This window comes from Streptomyces endophyticus (assembly GCF_035798155.1).
Classification (GTDB): Bacteria; Actinomycetota; Actinomycetes; order Streptomycetales; family Streptomycetaceae; genus Streptomyces; species Streptomyces endophyticus.
On record NZ_JAOZYC010000164.1, the window covers coordinates 48,432 to 64,293 of the forward strand.

13 protein-coding genes are annotated in these 15,862 nt (G+C 72.7%); 7 read left to right on the forward strand and 6 right to left on the reverse strand.

What is annotated here, in order from left to right; genetic code table 11:
• Positions 1-203 precede the first annotated feature (203 nt).
• The gene (locus OKJ99_RS33075) at positions 204-2,645 is read left to right on the forward strand and encodes a hypothetical protein (protein ID WP_326021759.1); all 2,442 of its coding nucleotides are present in this window, start codon (positions 204-206) and stop codon (positions 2,643-2,645) included.
• Here the strand turns inward: OKJ99_RS33075 and OKJ99_RS33080 are convergent.
• The 4 genes from OKJ99_RS33080 to OKJ99_RS33095 form a co-directional block, all read right to left on the reverse strand.
• On the reverse strand, positions 2,615-5,032 hold the full coding sequence (locus OKJ99_RS33080) for a right-handed parallel beta-helix repeat-containing protein (RefSeq protein ID WP_326021760.1): 2,418 nt from the start codon (positions 5,030-5,032) through the stop codon (positions 2,615-2,617). The two genes, OKJ99_RS33075 and OKJ99_RS33080, sit on opposite strands and share 31 nt — an antisense overlap.
• 160 nt (positions 5,033-5,192) lie before the next feature.
• The gene (locus OKJ99_RS33085) at positions 5,193-5,798 is read right to left on the reverse strand and encodes an Rv1733c family protein (RefSeq protein WP_326021761.1); all 606 of its coding nucleotides are present in this window, start codon (positions 5,796-5,798) and stop codon (positions 5,193-5,195) included.
• Between the two features lie 176 nt (positions 5,799-5,974).
• Positions 5,975-6,799: an MOSC domain-containing protein gene (locus OKJ99_RS33090; protein WP_326021763.1), complete on the reverse strand. Its 825-nt coding sequence runs from the start codon at positions 6,797-6,799 to the stop codon at positions 5,975-5,977.
• Between the two features lie 76 nt (positions 6,800-6,875).
• Entirely contained in the window at positions 6,876-7,319 is a 444-nt protein-coding gene (locus OKJ99_RS33095) for a DUF6643 family protein (protein WP_326021764.1), read from the reverse strand.
• A 266-nt stretch (positions 7,320-7,585) separates the two neighbouring features.
• Between OKJ99_RS33095 and OKJ99_RS33100 the strand changes: the two genes are divergently transcribed.
• Positions 7,586-8,779, forward strand: coding sequence for a TerD family protein (locus OKJ99_RS33100; protein ID WP_326021766.1), 1,194 nt, complete (start codon positions 7,586-7,588; stop codon positions 8,777-8,779).
• A gap of 18 nt (positions 8,780-8,797) precedes the next feature.
• Here OKJ99_RS33100 and OKJ99_RS33105 read toward each other — a convergent pair whose 3' ends face one another.
• Positions 8,798-9,961, reverse strand: a complete 1,164-nt coding sequence (locus OKJ99_RS33105) for a glycosyltransferase (RefSeq protein ID WP_326021767.1) — start codon at positions 9,959-9,961, stop codon at positions 8,798-8,800.
• 59 nt (positions 9,962-10,020) lie between these two features.
• Between OKJ99_RS33105 and OKJ99_RS33110 the strand changes: the two genes are divergently transcribed.
• The gene (locus OKJ99_RS33110; protein ID WP_326021769.1) at positions 10,021-10,806 is read left to right on the forward strand and encodes a glutamate racemase; all 786 of its coding nucleotides are present in this window, start codon (positions 10,021-10,023) and stop codon (positions 10,804-10,806) included.
• 75 nt (positions 10,807-10,881) lie between these two features.
• Positions 10,882-11,445: a hypothetical protein gene (locus OKJ99_RS33115; protein ID WP_326021771.1), complete on the forward strand. Its 564-nt coding sequence runs from the start codon at positions 10,882-10,884 to the stop codon at positions 11,443-11,445.
• A 21-nt stretch (positions 11,446-11,466) separates the two neighbouring features.
• On the opposite strand, the gene OKJ99_RS33120 is transcribed toward OKJ99_RS33115, so the two are convergent.
• Positions 11,467-12,549 carry an O-antigen ligase family protein gene (locus OKJ99_RS33120; protein WP_407700815.1) on the reverse strand — a complete coding sequence of 361 codons (1,083 nt, stop codon included), beginning with the start codon at positions 12,547-12,549 and terminating at the stop codon, positions 11,467-11,469.
• A gap of 194 nt (positions 12,550-12,743) precedes the next feature.
• On the opposite strand from OKJ99_RS33120, the gene lnt reads away from it, so the two are divergent.
• Genes lnt through OKJ99_RS33135 form a run of 3 tightly spaced genes read left to right on the forward strand, consistent with a single transcriptional unit; the run spans position 12,744 to position 15,756 of the window.
• On the forward strand, positions 12,744-14,381 hold the full coding sequence (gene lnt, locus OKJ99_RS33125; RefSeq protein WP_326021772.1) for an apolipoprotein N-acyltransferase: 1,638 nt from the start codon (positions 12,744-12,746) through the stop codon (positions 14,379-14,381).
• Between the two features lie 51 nt (positions 14,382-14,432).
• Positions 14,433-14,912 (forward strand): NUDIX hydrolase, encoded by a 480-nt coding sequence (locus tag OKJ99_RS33130; RefSeq protein ID WP_326021774.1) that lies wholly within the window; start codon positions 14,433-14,435, stop codon positions 14,910-14,912.
• A gap of 55 nt (positions 14,913-14,967) precedes the next feature.
• Entirely contained in the window at positions 14,968-15,756 is a 789-nt protein-coding gene (locus OKJ99_RS33135) for a 3-hydroxybutyrate dehydrogenase (RefSeq protein WP_326021775.1), read from the forward strand.
• Positions 15,757-15,862: the final 106 nt, after the last annotated feature.

The window sequence follows — 15,862 nt, forward strand, 5'->3', positions numbered from 1 at the left end:
ACCACCGCCGTACCGGCCAGCGCTTTCTCGTCATCCTCGCACGCGCCACCGACACCGGGACCACCGCCCGCGCTGCCGACCTGCGCCGCGACGGGGCGACATGGAGTGAATGGGGCGGGGCACCTCGGGGAGATTCCGTGACGAGGGGTGCCCGAGGGGGCGCCGGGCCGAGATCCTGGTCGTGTTTCAGAAACGGGGGACACATGAGCACGACGCATGGGCACGAACAGACACAGGGACACGACCAACAGAACGGCACCGCGGAGGAACCGGCGACGGCGCCCTCCGCGCCACCGTCCACGACCACGGACGAGACCGCTCTGGAACTCCTCGTCCACGGAGTCGGCGGAACCACTCCTCAAGAGATGCTCGACGACCCGCAGCCGGTGCGGGTGTCAGGCGACGACACGGCGGCCGTCTTCCGGCGAGGCGAGGACGCCGACGCGGAAGCGCGCCCCGACGACTACCGGGGCAAGCCCGTCCCCGAGGCGTACGTGTGGTGCAACCTCACCTCGGGCAACGGATCACGGGCGCTGTGGCTGCTGCTGCTCCCCTTCATGGTGGTGAACCTGTCCCACTGGATGCGCCCCAACGCCCGCCGCAGGACCCGCACCGTCCGCCTCTACGGGCTGCTCGTCCGCCTCCTCTCGCTCACCCTCACGGTGCTGCTGGTCGGCGCCGCGTGCGAGGTCGCCCTGGACCTGACGGCCTGGCAGTGCGCGGGCACGCCCGCCTGCGCCGACCAGCGGGCCTGGCTGGGCTTTCTCTCCGTCGACGCGCACGGAGGCGGCGGCTGGTGGAGCCAGCCCGGCCGCCGCCTCGCGCTCGCCTCGCTCGTCCCGACGGCTCTCGCGGTGCTGCTCTGGTACCTCTCGCACCGCACCTGGAGCGCGTACGAGACGCAGCGCCCGCTGCCGTACATGCCCGAGCCCACCGACGGCGAGATCGACAACGCGCTCGGCAGGCCCGGCTTTTGGTACGGGCGACGTCTGGTGTCCCGCCTGCGCTCGGCGCACACCGCGGCCGCGCTGCTCACGGTGGCCGCGGCCATCGGCACGTCCGCGGCCCGCTTCGACCGGGCGTCCGGAGGCCCGGCCCTGCTGAACGTGCTGGGCTGGCTGGTCGTGGGCGCGCTGATCCTCGGCACCCTCGCCGTCGTCGGCGTCGTCGTACACCGCGGCCGCAGCGAGAGCCGGGTCGACGACACCCTGGACCGCACGGTCGTGCGCGCCCTGCCCTACGCGGCGCTCGCCCTGCTCCTCGTGACCATGGTGTACGCGGCCTGGTCGCGCCCCGGATGGCAGTCCTCGGGACGGCTGCCCGGTGACACGAGCTTCGGTGGCATCGTCCTCACCCAGGGCGCGCTGGTGATCGCCCTGGCCTTCGTCGCGCACGCCATCTACCGCACGGCCCGCGACCCGCGCACCGCGCTGCGCGGCCTCGGCGGACCCGCCACCGCGATGCTCGCGTGCGCGCTGGGCGGCGTGATGACCGGTGGCGTGGCGCAGCGCGTCGCCGACTGGCTGGACGGCACCAGCGGCCTCATCAAGGGCCCGCCCGTGCTGCTCACCTGGCAGGCCTCCGTCATCCCGCCGCTGCTGATCGTGCTCGCCGCCCTGTGCGGGGCGCTCGCCCTGCGCACGGCCCGCATCAAGAAGCGCGAGACGGCCCAGGTCGCGGTCGACTACCACCTCGACGAGAAGCCGGGCGGCACCGCCGAACCCCCGGACGCGGCCCGTACGTCACGCATCGCGGGCACACGCGCGCGTGCCGCCCTCACCGACAAGGCGCCGGTGATGATCGGCGTCGTCTCCTCGGTGACGCTGCTGCTCGGCGCGCTCGCCGTGGTCGGCGCCTGGACCACCGGGAAGGTGCCGGGCAGCGCCGCCCGGGGCTCGTACGCGGTCGTCCAGGGGGCGGCGGACTCCGCGCAGGCGCTCGGCTCCTGGCTCATCGGCCTGGGCTTCATACTGTTCGTCACCTGGGGACGGCGCGCCTACAAGGACGCGTCCGCGCGCCGCACCATCGGCATCCTGTGGGACGTGGGCACCTTCTGGCCGCGTGCCGCACACCCCTTCGCGCCCCCGTGCTACGCCGAGCGCGCCGTTCCCGACCTGACCTGGCGCATGGCCACCTGGACACAGGCCACCGGGGGCCGGCTCATCCTGTCCGGACACTCCCAGGGCAGCGTCCTCGCGGCGGCGGCCGCCTGGCAACTGCACCCCTCCGTAAGAAAGCGCGTCGGACTGCTCACCTACGGATCGCCCCTAGAGCGGCTGTACGGGCGCTGGTTCCCGGCCCAGTTCGGACCCGAGGCGCTCGCCTCGCTGCACCGACAGGTCGACTGCTGGCGCAATCTGCACCGCAGGACCGACCCCATCGGCGGGCCGATCAACCTGGGGGGCGAGTGCGGCCCGCAGGTCGACCACGCGGCGCTCCTCGACCCGCTCGCCTACGGGCGCACCGGCGAACACCCGCTGCCCGCACCGATCCTGGGCCACAGCGACTATCAGGCCGACCCGGTCTTCGCCGAGGAGCGGGCCCGGCTGCTCGCCCGCCTCAAGCCGGGCGTACCGCAGCAGCGACCCGAGGGCGAGCAGGCCCAGGCCGAAGTTCAGGGCAGCTCCGGCAGGTCCTCCGGGTAGAGCAGCGTGAGGGCGTCCTTGTCCAGGGCGTCGAACTGGGCGACCCGGCCCGCGTGCCGCTCCACCATCGACTCGAACGTCTGGCGCGCGGTGCGGCCGTTGCCGAACGCGGGCCCCTTCGGGAGCGCCGTGAAGTACTTGAGCAGTGCTTCCGGCGTCCCGTCGGCGAGCCGGTACTCGTGCTCGTCGGCCTGCTGCTCCACGATGCGCAGCAGCTCCTCGGGGACGTAGTCGGAGAACGTGATGGTCCGTGAGAAGCGGGAGGCCACACCGGGGTTGGTGGACAGGAAGCGCTCCATCTCCGCCGTGTAGCCCGCGACGATCACGACGACCTCCTCGCGGTGGTCCTCCATCAGCTTCACGAGCGTGTCGATCGCCTCGCGGCCGAAGTCGCGCCCGGAGTCCTCGGGGGACAGGGCGTACGCCTCGTCGATGAACAGAACGCCGCCGTGGGCCCGTTGGAAGGCCTCCTGGGTGCGGATCGCGGTGGAGCCGATGTGCTCGCCGACCAGATCCACCCGGGAGACCTCTACGAGGTGTCCCTGGCCGAGCACGCCGAGCGACGCCAGGATCTCGCCGTACAGGCGCGCCACCGTCGTCTTGCCGGTGCCCGGGGAGCCCGTGAACACCAAGTGGCGTCGCACGGAGGCCGCCTTGAGGCCGGCCTCCTGGCGCTTGCGACCCACCTCGATCATGTCGGTGAGCGCGCGCACCTCGCGCTTGACGCTCTCCAGGCCCACCAGATCGTCGAGTTCGCCGAGGACGAGCTTGGACGTGCGGGACTCCTGCGCGGGCTCCTGGGGCGCCGCCACGGGCCGTTGGTCGGGCACGGCGCTGAGCAGGCCGACGGTCTGCGTCGCGGTCTGCACGGCTGCCTGCGCGGTCGCCTGAGGGGCCGCCGCCGCGCCGGGGCGCACGCCGCCGCTCTCGTCGCTCGTGCAGTCCTCGATCAGCGGCCCGTCCTCGGCGAACTCGTAGCCGCCGCGCGAACACCGCTCCGTACGGCACTTCTTGAGGCTCGTACGGCAGCCGTCGATGACGTGGAACCCGAAGCCGCCGCTGTCCGCGACCCGGCAGCCGTGGAAGCTGCCCCGGCCGCCCGCGGACACGTAGAAGCCGGCTTCGGCGGGCGAGGTGACCGTGCAGCGCTCGATCGTGGGGTCCGCGCCCTTCGTGACGATCACCCCGGTCTGCGTGGCGTCCACCGTGCAGTTGGCGAGCGTGCCGCCGCTGCCGTGGTCGCGGAACCAGGCGCCCGTCGCGGCCTCGCGGATGCGGCAGTCGTCGAGCTGCGCGGTCGCCCCGTCGCTCACCGACACGGCCGTGTTGCGCACTTGGGAGAGGTCGCTGTCGACGACGTCCACGCGCGAGCCGCGGTCGAGCACGAACAGCGCGTCCGGCACGTCGTGCACCCGGCAGGAGTCGAGCACGGCGGTCGCGCCGTCGCTGACCCAGACGGCCGGATAGTCGCCCGTACTGTCGTGGATCTCGGTCTGGTTGGCGTCCACGCGCGTGCCGGGGTCCCACACCGAAAGGCCGTTGCGCCCGAACCGGCTCACGGTGGAACGCGTCAGCGTGAGCACGGACCGGGAGCGCAGGTCGATCGCGTTCTCCGGAACGTCGTGCACACGGCAGTCGGCGAGGGTGAGCACCGCGTCCGTGTCGAGCGTGACGCCGTCCCCCGTCGTGCGGTGCACATCGCAGTCGGTCAGGTGCGCGGCCGCCCGCCCGGTGATCTGCACACCGGAACCCTTGACCTCGTACACCTCACAGCCCACGGCCTCCAGGCCGGAGTTCTCGCCCGTCGCCGACAGGCCCGAACCCGACGTGTGGTGCACCCGGCAGCGCTCGAGCCGCGGATGCGCGCCGCCACGTACCGCGACGCCCGCCTGTCCGGCGGCGACGACCTCGCACTCCTCGAACACGCCGCCCCCGCCGTCGAGCACGGCGATGCCGATGCCGCCGGGGTTGTCGACGGTGCACTGGCGCACCGTGGGCCGGGCGCCGCCGCGCACCTCGACGCCGGTCGCGGACCGGGTCACCACGCGCACGCCGATGATCTCCGGGGCGCCCTCCTCGACGAGCAGCGCGGGCGCCGCCGCGTCCTGCCCCTCGACGTGCAGGTCACGCACGGTCGCGGAGGCCCGTACGGTCACGGGGACACCGTCCGCCGGCGCGATCCGCACGGAGCCGGGGGAGCCCTCGGGGCCACGCAGCGTCACTGCCCGCCGTAGGACCAGGTTCTCCCGGTACGTGCCGGGGGCCACGGTCAGCACGTCGCCGTCGGTCGCCGCCTCCAGGGCGGCTGCCAGCGACGCGTACTCACCCGTGCGGCGCCGCCACCGCGAAGTGCCGGTGTGCGTCACCTGGACCGAGCCCTGTGCCATGGCGCTGATCTGCCCCCACCTCGTCCTACGCAGGAAGTGTGCGCGCCTCGCGCGGCGCCGTTCCTGGCTTCTTCCTGCACTCTGCCTGCCAAAAGGTGGCTCCACCGTAGCGTGCGCGGAGCACGGCAGTTGACCAGAGCGGCGAGCCTGTGGACGGCGGTCAGCTGCCCGTGCCGGTCCTGCCCCAGTCGGGTCCCGCGATGTCCCAGGCGCTGTCCCAACGCGCGTACCGGCGGCGCATCATGCGCCACAGGACCAGGCGCCGGGTGCCTTCCACCAGGCCGGTGACGGCGACGGCCGCACCGAATCCGGCGAGCGCCGCGTGCGTGGCGGCGGTGGGCCGGTCGAGGGGCCGGCCGACGGCACGGCCCTGGTCGTCGGTCCACACGGTGAACTTGTCGCCGCGGTGCGGGGTGGTGAGGGCGGCGACGACGCGGTCCTGCCGCAGCGAACCGTCCGGCGCCCTCCAGGTCGCCACCACGCGCGTGTGCGCGTCACGCGCCGTGGAGGTCTCCGGGTCGGGGTCCAGCGGCGGCTGCGCCACCTTGTGCACCACGGTCGCCGTCACCTCGTGGCGCATGCTGCGCTGCTCCTCCACGGAGCGGTACAGGGCGTCACGCGACACGGAGCCCGCGACGACGCCGACCACCGGTGCGGCGACCACGATGAGGAACAGTGCGATCACGGCGACCCAGGCCTCTGCCAGGTCGGTCCCGCGGCACACCGGATTGTGGCGCCAGCGCCAGAGCCCGATCAACGCTCGCACGGTCTGCACCCCCTTCCGGGTCTGTCTTAACCCCGAACGGCAGCGCCCGCATGCCGGAGAAGAGAAGAGAGAGCGACATCACCCGACTTGCCCGCCCCTGCTCACTGGCGCTTCCGACACTGCCATTGTCTCTCAACGAGCATGTCGCGGCGCCGGGTTCCCCGACCGGATGACGGTTATTCGAGGATCGTCAGGGGATCTCCGACACGCACCGTGCCCGTCGACTCGGGCACCAGATTCGTGCCGAAACAGAGCTGGTCACCGAAGCGGCGGTGGCGAGCGAGCGTGCGCAGCGGTTCCTTGCCACGCTCCGCGGTCTGCTGGTTCGTCGTCGTGACCACGCAGCGGCCGCTCTTCTTGGCGATCCGGAAGGTGACGTCGCCGATCGCGATGCGCGACCAGTCGTCCTCCGCCCACGGAGGCGTGCCGGAGACGACGACATTCGGCCGGAACCGGTTCATGGGCAGGGGGCCCTCGTCGGCGTGGTCACCTTGAGCGATCAAGGAGTTGAGGGCGTCGAGGGAGGAGAGCGTCGTCAGGAGCAGCGGGTAGCCATCGGCGAAACTGACCGTCTCGCCCGGGCGCGCGTAGTCCGGGTCGATGGGGCGTCTGGCCGCCGGGTCGTCCAGATGCATCAGGCGTATCTCGGTGTCCAGGTACGCACTCCACCACGCGTGGGCCGCGCGGTCGGCGGGGACCGCCTCGACCTTGTCCGACCAGACCTCGATCGTGGTCGTCTCCCGCGGCTCGGGCACCGCGACGGTCAGCGCGTCCGTCCCCGGCGCGGACACGCGAACGCCGCCGCCGGGCAGTTGCTCGGCGGCGGCCAACGCCAGGCGCGGATGCGGCCGTTGGGTCACGATCTTGTCGTCCGCGCCCACCAGCACCCAGCGCCGGTCTCCGGCCAGGCCCCACGGCTCCACGACGGCCTCGCGCGGAGCGTGCCCCCGGACCGCCTTGAGCGGGTGGACATGGATCGAACTGAGTGCTGGCTGCGACATGCCGGTAATTCTGCCAGCAGCCACGGACATCGCCCGTGGCTGCTGTGGTGGGCCGGAGCGTTCCGGCCGTGTCGGGTCAGTAACCGCGGTACTGCTGGCGGTTGTACGGATCCTCGTACGGCGCGGGGGCGGGCCGCGGCGTGGCCGGGCGCATCGCCTCGTAGCCGGTCGCGGGTCGCTGCGGCTGCTGGGCCTGCTGGCCCGGATAGCCGCGCGGGGCGCCCGCCTGCTGCGGGATGTACGCGGTCGGCGCCGCCTGCATGGGGGCCGCCTGCATCGGGGCGGTCTGCGGGTGCGGATAGCCGTACTGCGGCGCGGGCGCGGAGTGCGCCGACGGCAGGGCGGGCAGCGCGGCCGGCAGCGCCGGCAGGTGGCTGTTGCTGTCGTACGCGGAGGGAACCCGGATCGGGGCGATCTGCGGCGTACCCCGTTCCGCGACGAGTGAGTCGTAGATCGGAGTATCCGGGAAGGACGGCGCGGAGTAGTAACCGCCGCCATATGTGGAGCGGGGGGAGGTCATGACACATAAGTTAAGCCCACGATGTGGTCGTTGGGGTAGACCGATAAGAGGGTTCTTTTGCGTGTCGTGCGTGACCGCGCGTCCTCAATGCGAGCGAACTTGGGGAAAACGGTCGTCGCCCGGGGCAGATTTCCTGTAGTGCCCGAGATTCCGGGGGGTTACCGGCGGTTGGCCAGTGATCTTCGAGCGGGCCTCTGGGGGCCGGAAGGCTCCAGGGAATATGTTGGCCGGTAAGCCGAGGGCAGCCGTTTGGGGCGGACATGACAATGGCTAAAGGGGCGAATGTCGGGGTGGCGGCTTCGGCCGTACGCGTCGAATTGGGTCGGCGTTCGGGCCCCGGTGTGCCCGACGTCGACGCCTCGGCGCTCCTGCTCGCTTCCGGAAAGGCCCGCTCCGACGCGGACTTCGTGTTCTACAACCAACCGGCGCACGCGTCCGGGGCGGTGCGGCACGAGGGCAGGTCCACCAGCGGCGGCGCCGTCACGGACACCCTCTTCGTCGACCTTGCGCGCGTGGAGCCCGCCATCGAGCGGGTGGTCCTCGCGGCATCCGCGGACGGCGGGGCGTTCGGGCAGGTGCCGGGCCTGTACGTCCGCGTCGTCGACGCGGCGGACGGGACCGAACTCGCCCGCTACGAAAGCGCGGACGCGACGGTGGAGACCGCATTCGTCCTCGGAGAACTGTACCGCCGTCAGGGAGCCTGGAAATTCCGGGCCGTGGGCCAGGGCTACGACAGCGGCCTGGCAGGCCTCGCGAGGGACTACGGCATCACGGTGGACGAACCGCGGCAGGCGCCGCCGCCCGCCGCCGCCTCGGCACCGCCCACGCGCGCGGAGCCCGTGCGACTGACCAAAGTGACGCTGACGAAGGCCGCTCCCACCGTCTCCCTGGCGAAGCAGGGCGGTACGTCCGGCGCCCTGCGCGTGAACCTCAACTGGGAGGTGCGCAAGCAGTTCGGCGGCCGGGGGAGCAGGCGGGCCCGGGGCCTCGATCTCGACCTGTGCGCCCTGTACGAACTGACCGACGGCCGCAAGGGGGTGGTGCAGGCGCTCGGCAACGCCTTCGGGGCGCTGAGCCAAGCCCCGTACATCCACCTCGACGGCGACGACCGCAGCGGAGGCCTCGCCGCCGGCGAGAACCTCACCATCAACCTCGACCACACGGACGCGTTCCGCCGCATCCTCGTCTTCGTGACCATCTACGAAGGCGCGCGCAGTTTCGCCGACCTCCATGCGACGGTCACGCTGCAACCGGCGCACGGCGCACCGATCGACTTCTCCCTGGACGAGTGCACGGTGCCCTCCACGGTGTGCGCGCTCGCCCTGCTCACGAACCACGGCGGCGACCTGACCGTGCAGCGCGAGGCCCGCTATCTCGTCGCGGACCGCGGCGTCAGCCCGCAGCGCACCGTGGACCGCGCCTACGGGTGGGGCATGAACTGGACGCGGGGCCGCAAGTAGCGTGCCGCGGCGAGGCGTTCACCCACGATCGGGCGCGGCGTACGTGCGCCCCTTCCAGGCCGCGCCCTGCCCCCTGTAGTGCTGCACAGCGGAATCGACCGTCATCAGGAGGTACAGCAGCGCGGTGAACGGCAGAAACGGCGCCAGCCACAGCGTCTGCCGGTAGTAACGCAGCATGGGGATGTACGTTCCCGCCAGCACCGCCCAGGCGAGCGCGCCGAGCACCGCGGTCGGCGCGCTGTCCGCGACCAGGCCCGTGATCAGCGCGGCGGGCGGCACCAGGTAGATCAGGGCGAGCCCCAGCACGGTGGCGAGCAGCACCAGCGGGTTGTGCCGCAACTGTGCGTACGCGCTGCGGGACACCATGCGCCACAGATCCGCGAGGCGCGGATACGGCCGCACGCTGTCGACGCGCTCGGCCAGGCCGAGCCAGATGCGCCCGCCCGACCGCTTCACGGCCCGCGCGAGCGACACGTCGTCGATGACCGCCTGCCGGATCGAGTCCGGGATCCGCGCCCGCTCGGCCGCCTCGGTGCGCAGCAGGACGCAGCCGCCCGCCGCCGCGGCCGTGCGCGCGCCCTGCCGCGCGATCCAACGGAACGGGTACAGCTGCGCGAAGAAGTACACGAACGCGGGCACGACCAGCCGCTCCCACACGCTCTCCACCCGCAGCCGCGCCATCTGCGACACCAGGTCGAAGCCGCCCGTGCGCGCCGCAGCCACCAACTCCCGCAGGCTGTCCGGCTCATGCGCGATGTCGGCGTCGGTCAGCAGCAGGAACTCGGGGTCACGCGCGCGTGCCAGGCCGATGCCGTGCCGCACCGCCCACAGCTTCCCCGTCCAGCCCGCGGGCGGCTCGCCCGGTGAGTCGACCGTGAGCGGAAGCCCGCCGAACCGGTCCGCGAGGGTGCGCGCCGTCTCGCCCGTGCCGTCCGAACTGCCGTCGTCCACCAGGAAGATCTCCGCCCGCCCCGGATAGTCCTGGGCGAGCAGGGACGGCAGGCTGTCCGGCAGCACCGCCGCCTCGTCGCGGGCCGGCACCACGACGCACACATCCGGCCAGCTTCCGGGCTCGGCGCGCGGCGGCAGACGCAGGTCCGTACGCCAGAAGAAGCCCTGGCCCAGCAGCAGCCACAGCCACGCCGCGAGCGAAGCCGCGGTGATCCACACAACGACGTCCATCCGCCGCAGTCTGCCCCACCGGCACGGGCATTGTCGGACCGATCGTCTATGGTTTCCGGGTGAAGATCGCGCTGATGGACTCCGGAATCGGACTGCTCGCGGCCGCCGCCGCGGTACGGGGCCTGCGCCCGGACGCCGACCTCGTGCTCTCCTCCGCCCCGGAGACCATGCCGTGGGGGCCGCGCACGCCCGAGGACGTGACGGAGCGGGCGCTCGCCGTCGCCGAGGCCGCCGCGGCGCACGGCCCGGACGCGCTGATCATCGCCTGCAACACCGCCTCCGTGCACGCGCTGCCCGCGGTACGCGCCCGGCTCGAGCCCCGAATCCCGGTCATCGGCACCGTCCCCGCGATCAAGCCCGCCGCCGCGGGCGGCGGCCCCGTCGCCATCTGGGCCACACCCGCGACGACCGGAAGCCCCTACCAGCAGGCGCTGATCCGGGACTTCGGGGGCGGCGCCCAGGTCACCGAGGTGCCCTGCCCCGGCCTCGCCGACGCGGTGCAGTGGGCCGACGAGGAGGGCATCGACCGGGCCATCGAGGCCGCGGCCGCCCTCACTCCCCGTGATGTAAGGGCCGTCGTCCTGGGCTGCACCCATTACGAGCTGGTCGCGGAGCGTATCCGTGCCGCGGTGCAGCAGCCCGACGCCGACCCCCTGGTCCTGCACAGCAGCGCGGGCGCCGTCGCCGCGCAGGCGCTGCGCCGGATCGGCGAGGACGCGCAGGCCGGGCCGGGTGCGCGCGGCCGGCTCACCGTCCTGCTGGGTGGCCGGGAGGACGCGCTGCCCAAGGAGGCACTCGCCTATGCGGAGGGCCGTGACCTGCAGGCGCTGAGCCACGCGGGCTGAGCGCCTGCTCCGGCCCGGCCCACAGGACAGCGCAAGCCGGTGCCGGACCCGCGGAACATGAGTAGGCTCGGTTCCATGAGGGAACACGCCCCCGACGAGCACTCGGGGCGGCACTCTTCCGCCCCCGCGACCGACATCTGGACCGGCCGCGCACACAATCGTGTGCAGTGGTTCCTGGCCTGTGGCGGGCTCGCCTGCCTGGCCCTGGGCATCGAACTGGCCGTGGACAACTCCTGGGCCACCGGCATACTCGCCCTGGCGATGTCCGTGGTCGGCCTGATCGCCGTGGGCCTGCTCATCCTGTTCGGCACCCTCGCCTTCCTGCACGTCGCGGTGAAGGTCGACAAGGACCACCTCGAAGTGCGCTGCGGCCACGCCGGTCTGCCGCGCCGCCGCATCCCGCTCGCCCATGTGGTCGAGGCGGACGTCGCGCCGCGCGTCACGCCCCGGCAGTGGGGCGGCTGGGGCTACCGCTGGCGCCCGGAGATCGGCACGGCCGTCGTGGTGCGGCGCGGCGAGGGCGTGGTGCTCCGCCTCGGTGACGGCCGCATCTTCACGGTGACCGTCGACGACGCGGAGAGCGCGGTGCGGCACATCCGCGACCGCCTGAAGCCGACCGCCGCGGGCCCGGTCCTCTGAGCCAGGTCCCAACCGACAGACTCAGCCGCGGCCGTCCCGGAGGAATTCCGGGGCGGCCGCCTCGTCGGGTGGCCCGTCCGTGAGCGGTTCCGCCGTGGAGATCCCGGCGAGCAGGCCCACGCCCACCGTCACCGTCGTGAAGCTGAGCGCGTTGCCGACCGTCGCCATCGCGGCGACCGCCGTCAGGGCCGCGCCCGCCGCCAGCACCACCCGCGTCGAGCGCGCGGAGCGCCACAGGACGTACAGCAGCCAGCAGAAGGCCGTCGCGAGCAGCAGCACGCCGATGAGCCCCTGCTCGGCCGCCATCTGGAGGACCGCGGAGTGCGGCTTGCCGTCGGAGAGCGGGGACTGCGCGAGCGTCGGGCTGAGGTCCTCGAAGCGCCCCGGGCCCGTGCCCAGGGCGGGGTGCGCCTCGGCGAGGTGCACGGCATCGCGCCACAGCAGGATCCGCCGGTGCGAGAGCCACGTCTCCAGGGAGGCCGTCGGGCCGGCAGGCAGGGCGCTCTTGGCGAGCGCCACACCGAGTCCGGCCACCACCGCGGTGACGAGACCGAGCCCCGTCAGACCGAGTGCCCGGCTGCGCACGCGGGCCGCCGCGAGTGAGCACAGGACGACGCCCGCGCACACCGTGATCCCGGCCGGCGAGTCGACGACGGCGGCCACCACCACGCTGCACGCCGCCAGGAGGTGCAGCACGACCCGCAGCGGACGCTGCCGCGCCGACCAGGCCGCGCAGCACAGCGCCCCCGCCGACAGGGCGAGCAGCGCCGCGGTCGCGCCGACCCGGCCCAGCGGCGTCACGACATCCGGCGCGGGGGCCGCGTACGGGGCGGTGAGCGCGAGGCACAGGCCACCGAGGCCGACCGCACAGGACGCGGCGACCGGGACGAGCGCCCCGCCGATGCGCCCGCACGCGTACCCCGCGATCACGGCGAGCACAGCCAGGAGCACGCCTTCCGGTCTGCCCGCGCGCGCGGTGGCGCTGATCAGCGACCATGCCGCGCAACACCCGAGAACCGCGACCCCCGCGGCGTCCGAGGCGCCGCGGTGCCCCCGCAGTGCGCTGTCCGTCGCCGCATCCGTCGACCACCCCGTTGCATCCACCCGTCGCCCCCCGACGTAGCCGGACCCCGGACGCGTGGCCGGATGCGGCCGCGTTGTCGGGATCCGGGCCACACGGTAACGGCTGGTGGGCCGCAGCGGACCGGTGTTGCACAGGAACGATCCTCCGCGCGGCCGACGCGGGGGCGCGTCGACCGGCATGTCGGCGTGACAGTGACGCGCCGTACACTCCCCGGGTGACCGCCACCGCACCTCCCGTAGCCCCGTCGGACGAGCCCGCAGAGCAGTCGGCACTGTCGAGGGTCCGCTCCCACCTGCGGCGGTCGGCGCCCCTCGCGTTCGCGGTGATCGCCGGGCTGCTCCTGTATGTGAGCTTTCCGCCGCGCGAGCTGCCGTGGCTCGCGCCGATCTCCTTCGCGCTGTTCGGCGTGGCCGTGTACGGGCGGCGGCTGAGGGCGGGCTTCGGACTCGGCCTGGCCTTCGGGCTCGCCTACTTGGTGCCGCTGCTTTCCTGGACCGGCGTCGATGTGGGGCCACTGCCGTGGCTGGCGCTCGCCGCCGCGGAGGCACTGCTGGTCTCGCTCGCGGGCATGGGCATCGCCTACGTGTCGCGGCTTCCGCTGTGGCCGCTGTGGGCCGGCGGGGTCTGGATCGCGTCCGAGGCGCTGCGCGCGCGTGCCCCGTTCAATGGGTTCCCGTGGGGGAAGGTCGCGTTCGGGCAGCCCAGTGGGGTGTTCCTGCCGCTCGCCTCGCTGGGCGGCACCCCGCTGCTCGGCTTCGGTGTGGTCCTGTGCGGCTTCGGGCTCGCCTCCCTCGCCCTGCGCTTCAGGAAGGTGCGTCGGGCGTCGTCCGAGGACGCACCGCCCCTGAAGGGCTTGTCCTTCTTGAAGGACAAGGGCATGGTCGCCGCGGCCGTGTTCACCGTCGCCCCCATCGTCGCCGGAGCGGTCGCGATGCCCTTCGTGGCGACAAGCGCCGAGGCGGGCACCGCGCGCGTGGCGCTCATCCAGGGCAATGTGCCGCGCATGGGCCTCGACTTCAACGCCCAGCGCCGCGCTGTGCTCGACTACCACGTGCGCGAGACCATGAAGCTCGCCGCGAAGATCAAGTCCGGCCAGGTGAAGCGTCCCGACCTGGTGCTGTGGCCGGAGAACTCCTCGGACATCGACCCGTACGTCAACCAGGACGCCTACGACGAGATCACCAAGGCGGCGCAGGCCGTCGGGGTGCCCATCTCGGTGGGCGCCGTGGTGACCGCGCAGGACGGCACGCCCCGCAACCGGCTCATCCAGTGGGACCCCAAGACCGGGCCCGGCGCCGTGTACGACAAGCGGCATTTGCAGCCGTTCGGCGAGTACATGCCGTACCGCAGCTTCTTCCGGATCTTCAGCAAGGACGTCGACCGGGCGGGCGAGTTCGTACCTGGCAAGAAGCCCGTCGTCTTCGACATGGCGGGCACCAAGATCGGCAACGTCACCTGCTACGAGGCAGCGTTCGACGACACGGTGCGCGACCAGGTCCGCGAGGGCGCGCAGATCCTGTCCGTGCCGAGCAACAACGCGACGTTCGAGCGCAGCCAGATGACGTACCAGCAGCTCGCCATGGATCGGGTGCGGGCCGTCGAGCACGGCAGGGCCGTGATGGTCCCGGTCACCAGTGGGGTCAGCGCCGTGATCCGGGCCGATGGCACGATCGCGCAGCAGACCGGCATGTTCGAGCCCGCCACACTGCTCGCCGATGTCCCCAAGCGGACCTCGCAGACGCTCGCCACGCGCGCGGGCGTGTGGCCCGAGGCGCTGCTCGTCGCGATCGGCGTCGGGGGCCTCGGCTGGGCCGTCGTGCGGGCCCGCGCGGGGCGTCGCGCGGACGCCTGACGGGGCTTGTGGCCTGCCGGTTCGTTGGGGCGTACAGGTAGGCTCGCCGGCATGGCGACTCCTGAATTCATCCGTACGATCCGGGCCTCCGCGGGCCACCAGCTGCTGCTTCTGCCGGGGGTCAGTGCCATCGTCTTCGACGACGAGGGCAGGGTGCTGCTGGGGCGGCGCGCGGACTCCGGCAAGTGGTCGATCATCGGCGGGATCCCCGAGCCGGGCGAGCAGCCCGCGGACGTCGCCGCGCGCGAGGTGTTCGAGGAGACCGGCGTCGAGTGCGTCGTCGAGCGGGTCGTGCTGGTGCAGGCGCTGCAACCGATCACGTATCCCAACGGCGACCAGTGCCAGTTCATGGACACGTCCTTCCGCTGCCGGGCCACCGGCGGCGAGGCACGCGTCAACGACGACGAGTCGCTGGACGTCGCCTGGTTCGCCCTGGACGCGCTGCCGCCGCTCGAGGAGTTCTCGCTGTTCCGGATCAAGCAGGCCCAGTCGGAGGGACCCACATGGTTCGAGACCATGAGCGAGCGCTGAAGTATGGGTGCCGCCCACATCGGGCGGCGCTGATCAGCTGCCTAGGGTGCCAGTCATGACGCCGCGCACCCCGCTGACCGCACCCACCGCCCCCGAGCTGGATCTCGGCGGGCGCACCGCACTCGTCACCGGCGCCGCCAGTGGCATCGGCCGGGCCTGTGCCCTGCGCCTCGCCGCGGCGGGCGCCAAGGTGAGAGCGGTGGACCGGGACGCGGCGGGGCTCGAGGCGCTGGCCGGGGAGGCCGCAGGCATCGAGCCGTACGTCCTGGACCTGACCGACCTCGACGCCGCGGAGGCGGCGGCGGCCGGCACCGACGTCCTCGTGAACAACGCCGGGATCCAACTGGTCCGGCCCATCGAGGAGTTCCCGCCCGAGGTCTTCCACACTGTGCTGACCGTGATGCTGGAGGCCCCGTTCCGGCTGCTGCGTGGCGCGCTGCCGCACATGTACGGGCAGGGCTGGGGCCGCGTCGTGAACGTGTCGTCGGTGCACGGGCTGCGGGCCTCCGCGTACAAGTCCGCGTATGTGGCCGCGAAGCACGGGCTCGAAGGCCTGTCGAAGACGGCCGCGCTGGAAGGGGCGGCGCACGGCGTCACCTCGAACTGCGTGAACCCCGGCTATGTGCGCACGCCGCTCGTCGAGCAGCAGGTCGCCGACCAGGCCGCCGCGCATGGCATCCCCGAGGAGCGGGTGCTCGCCGAGGTGATGCTGCAGGACAGCGCGATCAAGCGGCTGATCGAACCTTCCGAGGTCGCCGAGGCCGTCGCGTATCTGTGCACGCCGCAGGCTTCGTTCATGACCGGCACGTCCCTCGTTCTCGACGGCGGCTGGTCCGCCCACTGATCCAGCCCCACCATTCGTCGGGTTTCGGGTGGTTTCGCATGAAGCGCGGTCCCTCGACCGGGTGAGCGAGATTCCGCGACGACCCGAGTTGTCCACAGGGCTAGCA

Bases quoted from the DNA above. Each gene is read 5' to 3' on its own strand.
- OKJ99_RS33115 (WP_326021771.1), top strand. From the start codon at position 10,882: ATGAGGGAACACGCCCCCGACGAGCACTCGGGGCGGCACTCTTCCGCC.
- OKJ99_RS33100 (WP_326021766.1), top strand. From the start codon at position 7,586: ATGGCTAAAGGGGCGAATGTCGGGGTGGCGGCTTCGGCCGTACGCGTC.
- OKJ99_RS33135 (WP_326021775.1), top strand. From the start codon at position 14,968: ATGACGCCGCGCACCCCGCTGACCGCACCCACCGCCCCCGAGCTGGAT.
- OKJ99_RS33090 (WP_326021763.1), bottom strand. From the start codon at position 6,799: ATGTCGCAGCCAGCACTCAGTTCGATCCATGTCCACCCGCTCAAGGCG.
- OKJ99_RS33075 (WP_326021759.1), top strand. From the start codon at position 204: ATGAGCACGACGCATGGGCACGAACAGACACAGGGACACGACCAACAG.
- OKJ99_RS33105 (WP_326021767.1), bottom strand. From the start codon at position 9,961: ATGGACGTCGTTGTGTGGATCACCGCGGCTTCGCTCGCGGCGTGGCTG.
- OKJ99_RS33080 (WP_326021760.1), bottom strand. From the start codon at position 5,032: ATGGCACAGGGCTCGGTCCAGGTGACGCACACCGGCACTTCGCGGTGG.
- OKJ99_RS33095 (WP_326021764.1), bottom strand. From the start codon at position 7,319: ATGACCTCCCCCCGCTCCACATATGGCGGCGGTTACTACTCCGCGCCG.
- OKJ99_RS33130 (WP_326021774.1), top strand. From the start codon at position 14,433: ATGGCGACTCCTGAATTCATCCGTACGATCCGGGCCTCCGCGGGCCAC.